This window comes from Algoriphagus machipongonensis (assembly GCF_000166275.1).
Classification (GTDB): Bacteria; Bacteroidota; Bacteroidia; order Cytophagales; family Cyclobacteriaceae; genus Algoriphagus; species Algoriphagus machipongonensis.
In genome coordinates this window covers 1,977,868-1,993,176 of the sequence record NZ_CM001023.1, presented here as the reverse complement: position 1 = coordinate 1,993,176, position 15,309 = coordinate 1,977,868, and the positions used below count along the sequence as shown (strand labels likewise).

At 38.6% G+C, this 15,309-nt stretch carries 9 protein-coding genes; 2 read left to right on the top strand and 7 right to left on the bottom strand.

Going from position 1 to position 15,309, the window contains the following annotated elements:
• Positions 1-22 precede the first annotated feature (22 nt).
• Genes ALPR1_RS08425 through ALPR1_RS08415 form a run of 3 tightly spaced genes read right to left on the bottom strand, consistent with a single transcriptional unit; the run spans position 23 to position 3,762 of the window.
• Positions 23-1,696, bottom strand: a complete 1,674-nt coding sequence (locus ALPR1_RS08425; protein WP_008199936.1) for a glycoside hydrolase family protein — start codon at positions 1,694-1,696, stop codon at positions 23-25.
• Positions 1,697-1,708: 12 nt separating this feature from the next.
• Entirely contained in the window at positions 1,709-2,719 is a 1,011-nt protein-coding gene (locus tag ALPR1_RS08420) for a zinc-binding alcohol dehydrogenase family protein (RefSeq protein ID WP_008199935.1), read from the bottom strand.
• The gene (locus tag ALPR1_RS08415) at positions 2,716-3,762 is read right to left on the bottom strand and encodes an aldo/keto reductase (protein ID WP_008199934.1); all 1,047 of its coding nucleotides are present in this window, start codon (positions 3,760-3,762) and stop codon (positions 2,716-2,718) included. The genes ALPR1_RS08420 and ALPR1_RS08415 overlap by 4 nt, the downstream gene beginning before the upstream one ends.
• Positions 3,763-3,959: 197 nt before the next feature.
• Between ALPR1_RS08415 and ALPR1_RS08410 the strand changes: the two genes are divergently transcribed.
• Entirely contained in the window at positions 3,960-4,982 is a 1,023-nt protein-coding gene (locus tag ALPR1_RS08410; RefSeq protein WP_008199933.1) for a LacI family DNA-binding transcriptional regulator, read from the top strand.
• A gap of 91 nt (positions 4,983-5,073) precedes the next feature.
• On the opposite strand, the gene ALPR1_RS08405 is transcribed toward ALPR1_RS08410, so the two are convergent.
• A complete protein-coding gene (locus tag ALPR1_RS08405; protein ID WP_008199932.1) occupies positions 5,074-10,383 on the bottom strand; it encodes a CHAT domain-containing protein in 5,310 nt (1,769 codons plus the stop codon).
• A gap of 238 nt (positions 10,384-10,621) precedes the next feature.
• Positions 10,622-11,581, bottom strand: a complete 960-nt coding sequence (locus ALPR1_RS08400) for a helix-turn-helix transcriptional regulator (RefSeq protein WP_008199931.1) — start codon at positions 11,579-11,581, stop codon at positions 10,622-10,624.
• A 131-nt stretch (positions 11,582-11,712) separates the two neighbouring features.
• Here ALPR1_RS08400 and ALPR1_RS08395 point away from each other — a divergent pair, with 131 nt between their 5' ends.
• On the top strand, positions 11,713-12,198 hold the full coding sequence (locus ALPR1_RS08395; protein WP_008199930.1) for a DinB family protein: 486 nt from the start codon (positions 11,713-11,715) through the stop codon (positions 12,196-12,198).
• Between the two features lie 35 nt (positions 12,199-12,233).
• On the opposite strand, the gene ALPR1_RS08390 is transcribed toward ALPR1_RS08395, so the two are convergent.
• Together ALPR1_RS08390 and ALPR1_RS08385 are read right to left on the bottom strand one after the other, a co-directional pair.
• Positions 12,234-13,622, bottom strand: coding sequence for an MATE family efflux transporter (locus ALPR1_RS08390; RefSeq protein WP_008199929.1), 1,389 nt, complete (start codon positions 13,620-13,622; stop codon positions 12,234-12,236).
• A 142-nt stretch (positions 13,623-13,764) separates the two neighbouring features.
• Positions 13,765-15,303, bottom strand: coding sequence for a sulfatase family protein (locus ALPR1_RS08385; protein ID WP_008199928.1), 1,539 nt, complete (start codon positions 15,301-15,303; stop codon positions 13,765-13,767).
• Positions 15,304-15,309: the final 6 nt, after the last annotated feature.

Here is a 15,309-nt window from a genome sequence, read left to right as displayed (position 1 = left end):
TAAATTAGTTGAATACTTTAATTTAAAGATTTGATTCTGAAAAACTTCCATCAAAAATTTCAGATATATTCTTTGAAGATTGGATTGAAACTTTGAAGGAAAGTTTGGTGCCTATTGGAAAAGACTTGTCAAAAGGAAAATCTACTGTCACTCCTTCGAAAGGCTTGATTCCCTTAATTTTTTTATTGGAAACAAAAGCAGTGGCCCCATCTTCAAAAATCTCCACCGACACTATTGCTTTTTTTGAATTTACCTGACCAAAGTTCTCAACGTTGACTCTGACAACACCTTTCTCTTTTAAAATCTCTGGCTTTCTAGCAGAAAGAGTCACCTCATTATAATCCACCCATGGAAGTCTGGAATAACCATAAATCATTCCTCCATTGCGGTCTTTTCCAAGCATTTTTCCCGCAAAATTATCTTTCTTAAAACCATTCCCGTCACCTTCAAAAGTGATTTTCAAATCATCTCCTTTAGCTTTTGAACTCAACACTTTTGACCCTCTTCCAAAATTCACTTCTTCTGGGGCTCCATATCGTAAAGTAGAAAGATCCAAGTCCTTTTGAGGATCGAAACCTGGCTCAGCCTTTACCATTACTTTGACCTTCTTGGTACTCGCTGTTATTTGCTTTTTATTTAGCAAATCCAGTTGCAATCCGACTTTTAATGGGATTCCAATATTTTTAGAGCTGTGGGAATCATTAGGTTTATCCTCATTTTTCAACGTATCTATTACAGCAAAATTTGCTTGGACCGCCCTTCCTAACTCATCCTGCAAAATCTTAATTCGCTCATATTTAAACCAATCTTCCTTGGTTCCATCTTCATAAACAGTGATTCCCGGCATATAAGCTTCTCCTGGGTCGGTTTTCCAATGCACCCCATCTTTGGATCTCTGATAAAATGCAATTCTTCCTAACCAATCGTTGACAATCAAATGGTACTGCACATTGTCTTTCCATATCACCGGATCTTCAAATCTGCCATCCACGGGTGGATATACCCTTTCGTTAGAAACCTGGTTAAAAGTATCCAGACCATCTTTGCTAAACCAAACGCCTCCTCCCCTACAAACCATTAAGTAGGAACCATCCTCTCTCCGTGCAAAAGTCAAATTTGAAAGTCCTTCTATGATTGGCCTGTCTCTCTGGTCAAATTCAAATTTGCCATATTCCCAAGGGCCGTTAAGCGTATTTGACTTATAAAATCCATCTATCACATAGATTACATACTTACCGTCAGCAGTCTTATATGCTTCCGGGTTATGACCTTTCCCTACTTCATCCAACACTTTAAAAGGTCCCATTGAATTATCCGAAACAGCATGAACCACAATAGAATTCGGCCATTCATGATGCCCTTTTGGAGAATCTTCTCTCCATCGACAAACGAATAGGTGAAATTGTCCATCCTCTCCTTCCAAAATGTTTCCTCCCCAATAAGACCATTCCTGTTCCTCTATGCCATTATCCACATACCTGGGCTTTACTGTGGCTGTTCCCCAAGTTTCTGAGGTAAGCTGGCCAATTGGTGCTATAGGTTGAAATAAATCTATAAACTTTCCTCCTGGAACGAGGTTTTTCCACTCTGCAGGCCTGGCTCGTTCTTCAATTTGAGCCCAGCTTTTCGAGTGTGAATAAAAAAATACTCCCACAAAGAATACTAAAAACAACCTTGTAAAATTAACCTGATGCATTTTAATTTTTGGTTATAATTCTACCAAAGCCTTAATCACACCGGTTTCAGGATTCAACCAAGATTGGAAATCATTTTTCACCTGATCAAACCTAACCCTATGAGTGATGTACTTATCCACTGAAAATTGCCCGGAAGCCATAGCGTCTAAAACCTGGTCAAAATCTTCTCTAGTTGCATTTCTACTGCTCATCAATGTTGCTTCACGTTTATGGAATTCAGGATGGGAAAAAGCAATTTCTCCTTTTTGTAAGCCTACCAAAACATAGTTACCTCCATGAGCTATGTACTGAAACCCTTGATTAATCGCCGTCAAGCTACCAGTAGCATCAATTACTGAATCACAAAAATCCCCCTTTGTAATTTCCCGAATGGCTTCAAAAGCATTATTTCCCGCTTTCACCACATGCTCAACATTCCATTCCTTTTGACAGAACTCCAATCTTTTTTCATTGGTATCCATCGCGATTACTGTTGCTCCGGCGATCCGCGCAAATTCCAATACGCCCAGTCCGATTGGACCTGCGCCGACCACCAAAACAACATGCCCCGGCTTTACTCCTGCCCTACTAACTCCATGTGCTCCAATAGCAAATGGCTCCGCTAAGGCGAGCTGCTCAAGGCTTAAACCTTCCTTTTTAACCAAAGAAGGTATGGGCAATGAAACATACTCCTGCATTCCTCCATCTTCATGAACACCAAATACGCTGATATTCTGACAACAATTGGGCTTGCCTTTTTTACAGGCAATGCAAGAACCACAATTGAAATAGGGGATTACAGTCACATCATCACCTTTAAAAATCTCTTCACTTTCTCCAATCTCTATTACTTCTCCTGACAGTTCATGTCCAAGAGTCCTAGGATAAGAGAAAAAGGGTTGGGTACCTTCAAATGCATGGAGGTCTGTCCCACAAATTCCTATTCTTTTGATTTTGACAATGGCTCTTCCTTCAGAAAGCTTTGGCATTTTGCTTTCCAGATATTCAAATTCTCCCGGTGATTTACAGGATAATACTTTCATGCAGTTTTATTCAAATTAAATTCTGATAAATAGTCAGCAACTATACCTTTCTCTTTACAAGCATCCCAGAATGAATCGGAAATTAAAGTATTGCAGTATTCTGCATTTGCTTGAATCCTATGTAAAGAGGAAGAGTTTAGAGCTATAGAATTGACACCCGGTAGTTGGAGAGCAAATTGAATACATGCATGTGCTGGATCGATTTTATGCGTTTCACAAAGTGAGAAGAAATCAATTCTCCATTGATATTTTAACTGATCTCGAACCTCATTTTTATTCATCTTTTGATAATCAAAATACTCTCCTCCCACCAAAAATCCAGAATGAAACACTGCGGAGTTGACAATCCCCACTCCTTCCTTTTCTAACTGATTCATAAACTCAAAAAGCTCTGCAGGATGATCGTAAATCGTCATGCTATTGGCGATCATCACCCAATCCAGCTTGAAATGAGAATGGATTTTCTGGATTACTTCCCAACTTTTAGAACCTACTCCTATGGCTTTCACCTTTCCAGTTTTCTTCAGTTCATCCAGAGCTGCATAGCCTTCCAAAATATCCTGAAAGCGCTTTTCGTAATCTTTTGGTGAAGAAGCTTGATCCAAATACTCATCCGGATCATGGATAGAAACCAACTGTGTTTCAAACCCATTCAATAAGTCATTTCCTTCCTCGAAGCAATTTAATATCCCCTGATAACTAATATCCTGAACAGCATCATGATCCAAATCCTTCCAAACATCCTTTTCAAAGGAGGGTTCCGTTCCAATTAAAGGGGTACGTTTCCATCCCAATTTATTGCTAATCAATACTTTTTCCTGAGGTACCATCAACTCTTTCAATGCTTCTCCCAAAGTTTCCAATGCCAAACCAGCTCCGTATTTACCAGCAGAATCAAACATTACTTGATTTTGAAAGCATCCTAATGCTGCCTTCACCAAATCAAGCTTTTCTTGATATGACTTTGCCTCATATAGATTACCTAAAGAGCTGGTTCCTACGACCATGGTTGGTATTTCTAATCCGGTTTGACCTAACTCCATTGATGTGCTTTTCCTATTATATTCTAAAACAGCATTTCATTCTGGATTTGCTAGCATTTCCAAAACATTTATCCAATATCATAAAACTGAACAATAATTTTATGGTCAAACGTTTGACCTCAGACCTGCTTTCTTTCATCAAAAGACCACGCATTTTCATCCTTTTCTTATAAATTGGACCTGACAAAAATCCCAAAATGAAAAAGAAGAGAACGAGCATCACCGATATTGCCAATGCACTTAATGTTACTCCGTCCACGGTGTCAAGAGCATTGAATGGTGGTGGTAAAGTCAGTGAGAAAAAACGCCTTGAGATTCTTGCTTTAGCTAAAAATTTGGGATATAGACCCAATCCCATTGCAAAGAGTCTTTTAGAAAACAGAACTCATACTATTGGATTGATTATCCCCGAGTTTACTCACCATTTCTATAGCCGTATGCTTGCGGGAATAGAAAGTGTTACTTCTAAAGCGGGTTACCAATTACTGATTTGCACCTCCAATGAAAAGCAAAAACAGGAGATCAAATCCACCCATGCACTTTTGGATGCAAGGGTAGATGGAATAATTGCCACTATCTCTAAAATGAATGATAAATTTGAGCATCTTCAAGAAGTAATGGACAGTGGAACTCCCTTAGTTTTAGTAGATAGATTTTCAGAAGAAATTGAAACGCCTTATGTTATTTCTGACGACTTTAATGGGGCTTTTACTGCGGTGGATTTCTTGTGCCAAAATGGATGTAGGAATATCCTTCATATTAAGGGGCCAGAAAACTTATCTACCACCTTCAATCGTTTTATGGGCTTTAAGGAAGCACTCCGAAAACATAAAATCGAATTAAATGAAGATTTGATTTTAGAAAGTAGTGACCCAAATCTGATAGAAAATATCAGATCCTGCCTAAAAGATTTCCAAATTGACGGAGCTTTTACTTATAGCGACTACTTAGCCTTTGAAATTTATAAAGTGGCTAATGATTTAAATATTTCAATCCCAAATCAATTGTCTGTTATTGGATATGCTGATGAACCTATTTCAACTTACCTAAGTCCCACTTTGAGTACTGTCAATCAGCAACCATTTGAAATGGGAGTCACTGGTGCTCAGTATTTACTTAACAAAATCAATAACCCTGAAATTGAGTTGGAATTTAAAAATCTGGAAGCAAAATTGGTCATAAGGGAATCTTGCATGAAAAGGAAGCTCCAAATTCAATAGGCTATTCTGATTTGAAGCCGGTTAATTCCAAATTTCTTGTTTTGCTTTTCTTTGATCAAAAAGAGCCAGCTTTTGTTTTTAATGATTCACCTCATAACTTTTTTTCTAACTGAGTTTTTAACTCCTCAATTTCTTTCTTCAATCCCGCTACTTTATCCGATTTAAGTAATCCCAAAGAAGCAATGATAATAGACAAGTGCTCAATTTCAGCTGACTTTTGCCCCTTATTTCCCGCCATAGACCAAATTCCCTCATAAGCTTTTTGAAGTTCCTCTAAGGTTACCTTTGGGCTTCCCATGAGCAATTGTGTCAGTTTGATAGTGGCAATATTGCTCAGGGTCCAAAAATCCCTAGACTCTTTTGAATAATTTGCCAAAATCTCATCCAATGCCTTTCTAGCCTTCAAAGGAATTTTGCTTATACTCGTTTGCCCCTCATTTAGCAAAGCAATCCTAAATAGTGAAAGCCAATTATTTAGTGGATAAGGGTTTCTGAATCCACTGAGAACTGATGCCCTTTCATAGGCTTTCATGGATTCCTCTAAAGTCTTAAGGCTATCTTTTGAACCTATTTGACTCAACACGAACATCTTCCTTTTCAGAGTACTACCCAAAAGACTTAACCTTTCTGTAGATTCTCCAATTTGTATTAACACGTTCAAATCAGAAACCACTTCATCAAGTAGCTTGATAGTTTCAGTACCTTTTACTTCACCCTCAAAGAAATTTTTCACTGCTAGCTTAGCCCTAACATTCCCATACTGCTCTAAAGACTTAACAGTATAATTCGAATTATTGAAAGAAAGCAATTTTTGATAGCAGTTGACCGCTCTTTCATATTCATTTAGACCACTGTAAATACCTGCTCCTAATTCTAAAATTTTATCACTTTTAAGCCCAATCTTTTCTACTGAATCTTCCAACTTGATCATTCTATTCAAAATATATTGATGATCGTAATCATTGGCTTCCATTTGTTGGAATAGGTTTTTCAGTTCTATTTCTACCTCTTCTAAGACAACGATACCCGAGTCATCTGATTGACCTCCTCTTCCATCGATTAATTTGTAAAAAGGATCTCCATAACATTGAAATGCTCCCCAAGTGTTTGTTCGTTTGCCATGATCTTCATAGATCTTCTTTCTTGCCCTTTTAACAGACTCCCCAAAACCTATCCCTTCAAACATATTTTGGTAAAATAACTTCGCAAAATCCAGTGCTGCAGTGTCATCAACAGCCCAACCTGCTACAATCACCGCTCTAGCTCCGTTATTGATCAATTGAGTTCCTATGTTCGCCGCAAATTTATTTCGCTGTTGACTTTTTAACTCTGATTCCTGATCCATTTGGCCTAAATAGCAACAGTTAACAAATACCATTTCTGCTGTTTCACTCATCCCTGCAATTTGCCCTGGAGTTAAAAATGAATCATTCCCAATTACCATACCTGTGGATTTCTTAGGTCCATATTCAAATACACCATGCCCAGCAAGATGGATTACTTTATGATTTTTAGAGAAGAGTTTTAAAAATATTGCCGAAGCAGAACTGTTAATCAAACTTTGAGTAACAAAACCTTCTTGTTTTAATAAGCCAGAAACTAACTCCGCTTCTCTTTTTGCCCCTGGAAGCTGCGACATAAACTTATCCAAAACAGGATCTCCCACCACCAAGGCAGTCTTCTCTTTAACTCTGGAAGTTCTTTCTCTGAAATTCCCAGTGGACAATTGTCTCACCATCCCAGAATGAATACAGATAGGAACTGAGTCTACATTTTCTTGAATCATCTCCCAAGGGTAAGCTGCAGAAGCTACATCCAAAACCCATGAAATATTATTCTGACGCTTCAACTCCTCTTTAAAACTTAATGGAATCAACAGCTCAAACATCGTTTTGGCGATCTCTGGAGAATATTGATTATTCATCGTCATATCATTCAGCAGAATATTTAAGGTCTTGTTATTTGAATAGACTTCCTCTACTTTTTCACTGGCCCCACTCGTAGCAACAGACATCTTAAATTTTTCTACCCCGTCATCTTCATCCTCACAAACGGTAATTCTTGTCCACCAATCAGATGAATTATCATAAGGAATTCTCCACCTTCTTCCGATTTTAGATTGGAGACCTTTTCCTTGAAACACAATATTAAACTCTCTGCCATCACTGGTCTGAAGACGCTGCACGGTTTTCAATATAGAAAGTGCCTTATCATTGAAAATCTCAATAATTTCAATTTCCTCTATACCATTTATTTTCCCCTCGTAGAAGTTCAAAATACTCCTATTGGCATTTTGAATTCCCTGAATGACGGCTCGAATAGATGAATCTGTAGATAAGCCACCATAACTATTGGCAATAGCAATCACTGATATTCCAACTGTATCCTTATTAGGGTCTACATTTTTTTTGTGCTTATTTTGATTCCTTATCGTCAAATACCTGGCGACTCCTTTTTCAATAGAAGTCATCAATTGATAAGCAGATAGTTCTCCTGGCACCCCCAATCCCACAATGATTCCACCTTTAAAAGTTGAGTTTGAATTAGGGTCAGAAAGTACGATTTGATTGGTTCCAATAGGCCCAGGGTAAAGCCCCATTTGAAGCAATCTATTTAATTCGCCATTCAATTGTCGGTCGATGGATCTTTCTGTGGTAAGAATAGCATCGTATTCAAAATGACCGGCAAGCACAGGGTATTTAGCATATTTCAAATCACCATGGCTGACGCTTACTCTAATCGGAGTTTCTACTTTCCATTTATCTTCTCCATAATCAACTCCAAGTAGGGTATTGATCACATTTTCTTCACTGATGTCGAATGGTTCCGTCTCTACAGCCACAAAATCCTTTTCTTCTCCCCTTACGCTCGGTAGGCTATTTTGAATTTTCGATGTACTACCATAAATCAATAAATCCTCAATAGCTGCAAACAGCTTACTGTCTTTGGAAAGCCCACCATGGGTGACATTCGCATAATAGTACTGCCCCAACTTTCTGATACCTTCGGGAATTCCTGAAGCCCAGGTCACGCTTTCATCTCCTGCATTGGTCGCATAAAAGGTCAACTCACCCTCCACAATATCCAAATCACAAACGGTAAAATTCTTTTTACTGCTTTGTCCTGCGATGTAGCATATATTTTTATAATCAATCGATTCAGCTTCTTTCAACACCAGTTCTTGATGTTTGGCAAACTCATCTAATACCTTTTTAGAAGGAATAGGCCAAGACTCATCTCCAGATGCTGCCCGAAGTTTCTCCCAGAAATTCCTGTCTGAAAAATCATGCTTGTTGTTTTTACCGATCGGCAACAAATTCAAAATTCCAGGGAAATCTGAGAATACTTTCAATAGATCTTTGGTAGAATGCCTGATATCTATTTTGCCTAAAAGACGAATGATGCTGTCTTTGCCAAATAATACGTACGGGATTCGGTATGAACCTCCAAGAGGGGATCCTAGAAAAACTGCCTTAAAGCCAATAGAAGAATTTAATGCCTTCCAAGTCTCTGGATAGTAAAGAATAAAGTCCCTAACCAGAACTCCCCCCATACTATGAGCAACAATCTTAATCGGCTGTTCAAATTTGAGAAGGTCCTTTACCTTTTCATTTAGAATGCTGGCACTTTGCTGAAGGGGCAATCTCCAATCAAATTGAAAAGTCAATACATCATAAGTCTTCTCCAGATTTTCTCCTAAATCTTTATAGGATGTTGAGATCAAAGAATCAGCACTCAATTTCTCCGGTTTTCCTCCTTGGTATTGTAGTTTGGAAAGATCTCCTTTCAAAAATCTGAAATAATTTATCCAAAGCATTTTATCATCACGAAGATTAGACCCCATGATTCCTGGTAGCATGATTACAATTGGCTTATCTCCAGTGATTTTTTCTCGCTTATAATCTCCCCCTTCCAGGCCAAGAGCTCCCCGCTCAAGACTGCTTGATTTCTCTTGGATCAAGAATTGGTCTGGCACTTTCCCTACCTCTACATCCAATGCATCAATGACTGCCTTAAGGGTGTTGTCAGTACAGAAATATTTAAAATGGTCTATGGCTCCACTCTTCTCTATATAAATAGAAACATTGCCCGGCTCCCTAATGGCACCCCATTTCATGCTTTCGGTATTCACTACCAAATCATTTTTGTCCAGGAAGAAAAACTTACCTACTAATACTACCAAACTTTTAAATCGAAGGCTAAGCTCACTACTTCCTCCTACCACAAACAATGGTGCCGAAATAACGATTTCTGAACCTTGGTAATTCAACACCTTGATAAATGGTGATTTTGGGTTCATCGCTTCCAATCCTGGCAATACATCTACATCATCTTTGCAGGAAACGGCTTCAAGGATCATCTCTTTAAAAGCAATAAAAACCGGATTGCCTGCCTGTCCAGTTGCCAAGCCAACTAGGTTAAAGGTGACATTTAAAAAGATATTCAATCTCTTAGAGGCAAGAGTGGTCCCGTTTGCAGGACTGGCAACTCGAACCATCTTTCTGATTTTAATATTTTTATTTGCCATTAAGGACTTGAGTTCCTCAATAACTTCAAGATCGCGCTCTCGATCATTATCGATTAAAACTCCTTTTTCTTCTGGTCCAAAACCATTTCCATCTGCACAGAATCTGGCTAAAACATCTGCTACAAGACCTCCTCGAGACTGACTTAATAAATCCAGTTCTATTCCAGATGGAAGTTGGCCTACTAATTCCAGCACATTTTCCAAAGGACTTGTAGTCAAAGTACGGTGTTGAAAAGCTATAATTTGCTCGGTCCCATAATCCGTCACCAAGTTATTATAGCCTTCAGAGTCTTTTAAATCTCCGAATGAGCTTTTGGTAGAAGATCCCGTTCCATGTAAAAAAAGTAAGTGCCGCTTTTTTGGATCTAATCCCTTGGCTACCGTAAGTTCAAATTCCTTATCACAATGACAAAGAACCCCATATTTAACCTTTTCAAAATCATGACCGGAAAAAGCTAATTGCTTGTTTTCCAAGTTGAAGGCCAAATCCCGCATTTTTGGACGGATGACTTTCTTCTTTACAAAAACTTTCAAGAGCTTTATCCCTATTTTCTTGATTATGCCTCTGTCAGACTCATCGGAACTTATTTCATCAGGCAAATAAAGCTCTTCACCATCTCCAGATCTTTTAAACTGTGAAGGAAAAATTTCTCTCAGAGACTCCTGATCCCCAATCCAAACCGTATCGTCATCAAACTCAAATTCAATGATCTTATCATCATCGATATCAATAGAGTGCTCTGGAACATCTCCTCGAGTAGGGTTCAAAACAGAAAAAGCTTGATCTAAATTGTATAATTCAAAACCTTGATCCTCTCCAGTTAGAAATTGAGAATGATCTTGTCCTTTGAGTTTAATTTTGAGATTTGCCATAATTAAAAATCAGGTTATTTATTCGTAAAAAGCCCCGAAGAATTGGGGGAAATAATAGCGGGCAAAAAGCCAGAAAAAAAACCGGGGTCTGTAAAAACTGAAGATTCAGAAGACCAATAGGATAAACCTATTCAAAAACCCGATACAAATTAAAATTTATTGCTCAGAAATACCCATAAACACCAAATTATCTGAAAGGTAGCTCTCACTTTAGTAAAGGTTAATCCCAAATAAAAATTTACTTTTCACTCAATTGCTTTCCCTTAATATCTGCTAAAAGAACAGTTAATCTTTTTCTCAGTTCTATTGGAGAGACGATTTGCACCATATCAGTCATATATAAAATTCCTCTCAAAAAACCCTCCAAAGAGGAGTTCATAAAAGTCATGTCTGTTGCTTCTTCACCTTTTTGCTCAGAAACAAAACCCAAGTCATATTTCGCATTTTGCAGGTATTTCAAACCAGAATTATCCACTCGAATTACAATTTGGTGTAGTTGATGCTCGGAAGAAATTTTATCGAGAAACTCTTGAAATTTAGGGTGTTTCCCCAAAACAAACGATCCATCTAAAACATGGATTTTGTCAAATCGATCAATCCGAAAAGTTCTATAATCCTTTCTCAACCGACAATAGGCGATTAAGTACCAATTGGAATAAGAGTAATAGATCCCGATTGGTTCTAAAATCCTCTCTGTTGTCTTTTTAGGTTCAAAGGTGGTATAGTGACCTTGCAAAACTCTTCTTTCAGATATAGCCTCCAATACCAATTGAAAATTCTTGCTTCGTTTAAACTGCGACTGATGATTTTCTCTTTTGAATACCTGTATCTTATCATCCACTCTGCCCAACAAATCCTTCTCTTCAGACTTCAAAATGGCTTTCACTTTGTATAAAGCCTCTTTAAAAAACCTATTGCTCTCCTCATCCATGGACTTCTCGAGTAATTTTTCCGCAACGATAAAGGCCAAAGCTTCTTGTTTGGTAAACATTACTGGAGGTAACCTATACCCCTCCACCAAAGAATAACCTTGCCCAGCCTCACCAATTATGGGCACGCCCGTCTCCTCCAAAGCTCGGACATCCCGGTAAATAGTCCTTAGACTTACCCCAAATCTATTGGCTAATTCTATAGCTCTAATTGTCCTTTTAGACTGCAAATGAGTCAAAATAGCGGTCAATCTATCAATCCGGTTCATCCTGTTTTAGTCTTTCCAAAAATTCATGTTTCAAATGAGGTAAAAAAAAATCAATTTTTGAAAATCCTACTGACATAAGGCTGACACTACTGCCAATTAATTTTACTCCCGAACAACAAAAACACTACATTATGGAAACTCAAATTATGAATCCCATCATTTCTAAAGACCAACTTTTAAGTCATTGGCAAGGTCATAGATCCTTGTCTAGAAGGACATTGGAAAAATTCCCTGAGAAAGAATTGTTTGAATTTAACATTGGTGGAATGCGGACCTACGCGGACCTGGTAAAAGAGATGCTTGCCATCGCAGCACCCTCAGCAAAAGGTCTCGAAACCGGAGAGTGGGAACCTTTGGAGGAAGAAAAAAAAGAGCTAAAGACCAAAGAAGGACTACTTAAAGCCTGGGATGATGCTACAGAATTAATCAACAAATCCTGGGCTAATATCCCTGAAGAGGTATTTCAAAAACAGGTGGTAGCCTTTGGTCAATATGAATCTTCTGGATATCAACTAGTGGCCTACGCAATCGAAAATGAAGTTCATCATCGTGGGCAAGGCTATGTCTATCTTCGAGCTTTAGGTATTGAACCACCTTTTTTCTGGGAAAGAGATTAAGATTAAAAGGCCCTTGTGAAATATCAAGGGCTTTTTTACCCAAAACCTTCCCGCAGCCAAAGATGTCGGTTTTTCATTGTCCTTTTTTTCCAATGACCGGTTTTGTAATACACAAATGCAATGATCGCTGCCACCAGGTTTGAAATTGGAAAAGCCCACCAGATCCCCTCAAAGCCTAATGTCGTTTTATAAGAGAGAATGAAACCTAAAGGAAATCTGACGATCCACATGTTGAAAACAGAAATCAACATAGAAGCCTGAGTAAATCTTGCTCCATTAAACACACCGTTTAAGACCTGTTGCACTCCCAAAAGTCCAAAGCTAGGAGCCATAATCTTGATAAACTTGGAGCCATCCTTTATAACCTGAGGATCATTTGGGACAAAAAACCTTGTTAGAGGTTCTGCAAAAATAAATAGCAAAATCCCGATCGCTGTCAATCCAAAAAAAGCAATCTTAGTACTTAAATCTCCTATTTTCTCCGCTCTCTTGATTTTAGCAGCACCAATATTTTGCCCCACTAATGTGGTAGTGGCAATAGCAAAACCCAAGGCTGGAACAATAACCAGACTTAAAATTCTTGCGCCTATCCCATAGGCAGCTACCACACTACTACCAAAACTTGTGACCAACATAACCATCACGGTCATGGCTGCAGCTCGGGATGATTGTTCGAGGCTTGAAGGAATTCCCAGTGAAAAAAGACGCTTTACCCATTCCCATTGAAGTAACATTTCTTTTAACTTGATTCTGATACCTCTCTTCCCTCTGAATAATATCCCTAATCCCACAAATGCCGAAAGACCTTGTGTGATGACACTTGCCACAGCTGCACCAGCTACTCCATATCCTTGGAATGAACCGAAGCCAAAAATAAATAGTGGGTCTAAAATTAAGTTGAGAAAAACCGTACCCAATACAATGTACATGGGCAGCATAACATTCCCTATACCTCTCATTAATGACTGAAAAACAAAGTACATGAAGAGGAAAACAAAACCCCAAGAAGAAACTTGGAAATAGGAAACTGAATCCTCAATAATCTCAGGACCAGCTCCAATTAATGTCATTAAGGGCCTTGCAGAAAAATAGCCTGTTATCGCCAATAAAATCGAGACTAAGAGCACCAGAATAACAGTCTGAGAGGCAGTAAAATCAATCATCTTTTGATTTTCTGCACCCTTGAATTGGGATACGATTACTGTCCCGGCCAAGGTCAATCCTGCCCCTAAGGATAAGACTAAAAATAAAATAGGAAAGCTGATACTTACTGCTGCTACAGCATTGGCACCTAACCTACCAAGCCAAAACGTATCAATTAGCTGGTAGGCAGTTTGCAAAATATTAGCCATGATAATAGGCCAAGCAAGCGTTGTCAGCGACCTCAGTATACTTCCCTCAAGCAACCCTTTACTTTTCTCCATATTCTACCTACTGCATTTTGATTAGTCTTTCAACAATCAATTTAAAAGTAAAATAATTCCCTACCCTTCGTAAATTAAAAAAGCATTCAACAAAGTGATTTACACTTCATCAAATGCTTTCTACTCGAGTGAATTAACCAACTTACTTGACTGTCAGGGAAACTGGGGTCCCTATTATCCTCTCATAGTCTTGGATCATTTCATTAAGAACTTCTGGATTATCCTTTGCAATATTGTTTTGCTGCCCGATATCAGATTTTAAATCATACAATTGAATTTCAGGATCATTACCTATTTCGATGTTTACGGTACTTATTTTGGCCGCTCCCTTATGCGGAGGAATCATCACATAATCTCCTTTACGAAGGGCTAATCTTCCGGTGGCTTCCAAAACTAATTCTTCTCTGCCCTGATTTGATTTCCCCAAAAATGTCTCCAATAGGTTCTCACTATCTTCTCCTTTTTGATCACTATTTAACATGGCACCAATAGAATTCATCAGGTCAATTTGAGAAACCATGGCATCAGAAACACCTGGCTGAATTTTCCCCTTCCAATAAGTAATAAAAGGAACTCTTGTGCCTGCTTCAAAAAGACTGTATTTCCCTCCTCTCAATGGGCCCGCAGGTGTATGATTCCCATTCATTTCAACAGCATTATCATAATAACCATCATTCAGAACTGGACCATTATCACTAGAGAAAATAATCAATGTATTCTCTAATAAGCCTTCATTTTCCAGAGTTTTGATAAACTCACCTATCATCCAATCTGCCTCTACTATCACATCTCCTCTCGGGCCAAGTCCAGAACTACCCACAAACCTTGGATTTGGAGTTCTTGGCACATGAGGTTGCTGCAAGGCATAATATAAAAAGAAAGGGTCTTCCTTATGTTCTTTGACATAGGCCTGAGCTTTCTCTAAAAAGTGATCTGCCATATCTACATCACTCCACTTTGCAGACTCTCCACCTTTCATAAACCCAATTCTTGGTATCCCATTTACAATGCTATTATTATGGCCATGGTGCCATTTCATTGTCAATAATTCTGGGTTTTCTTTGCCGGTTGGTTCTCCTTCAAAATTTTTTGAGTAATCCACCAAAATTGGGTCGTTCGGATCTAAACCATCTACCTTACCATCCTGAATATAAACTGTGGGTACTCGGTCTTGTGTGGCTGCTAAAATATAGCTGTAGTCAAATCCCACCTCATTTGGACCAGGAGAGATGTGCTTGTTCCAATCAACATTTCCCCTTCCTAATCCTAAATGCCACTTTCCAACAATACCTGTATAGTACCCTTGCTCTTGCAGTAATTTAGGTAAAGTCATTTGAGCCGTATCAATTATCAAAGGAGCGGTACCTGGAAGGATCTTAGCATCTTTATTTCTCCACGGATAGGTCCCCGTCAAAATCGCATATCTGCTAGGTGTACATGTAGCTGAAGAAGCATAGCCATTGGTAAACTTCATCCCTCCCGTTGCCAAGGCGTCCATGTTTGGAGTTTTTATCTCAGTGGCTCCATAGGCTCCCATGTCTCCATAACCCAAATCATCCATGTAAATGATCACAATGTTCGGCTTGGAGCTTTCCGCAATTTTTTCTTCTCCTTGTTTGGAGGAGCAACTAAAAAATACTGAAATAAGCCCTATAAAAATTATGCTTTGGATTTTTATCATCTCCTT

Bases quoted from the DNA above. Each gene is read 5' to 3' on its own strand.
- ALPR1_RS08425 (WP_008199936.1), bottom strand. From the start codon at position 1,696: ATGCATCAGGTTAATTTTACAAGGTTGTTTTTAGTATTCTTTGTGGGA.
- ALPR1_RS08420 (WP_008199935.1), bottom strand. From the start codon at position 2,719: ATGAAAGTATTATCCTGTAAATCACCGGGAGAATTTGAATATCTGGAA.
- ALPR1_RS08415 (WP_008199934.1), bottom strand. From the start codon at position 3,762: ATGGAGTTAGGTCAAACCGGATTAGAAATACCAACCATGGTCGTAGGA.
- ALPR1_RS08410 (WP_008199933.1), top strand. From the start codon at position 3,960: ATGAAAAAGAAGAGAACGAGCATCACCGATATTGCCAATGCACTTAAT.
- ALPR1_RS08405 (WP_008199932.1), bottom strand. From the start codon at position 10,383: ATGGCAAATCTCAAAATTAAACTCAAAGGACAAGATCATTCTCAATTT.
- ALPR1_RS08400 (WP_008199931.1), bottom strand. From the start codon at position 11,581: ATGAACCGGATTGATAGATTGACCGCTATTTTGACTCATTTGCAGTCT.
- ALPR1_RS08395 (WP_008199930.1), top strand. From the start codon at position 11,713: ATGGAAACTCAAATTATGAATCCCATCATTTCTAAAGACCAACTTTTA.
- ALPR1_RS08390 (WP_008199929.1), bottom strand. From the start codon at position 13,622: ATGGAGAAAAGTAAAGGGTTGCTTGAGGGAAGTATACTGAGGTCGCTG.
- ALPR1_RS08385 (WP_008199928.1), bottom strand. From the start codon at position 15,303: ATGATAAAAATCCAAAGCATAATTTTTATAGGGCTTATTTCAGTATTT.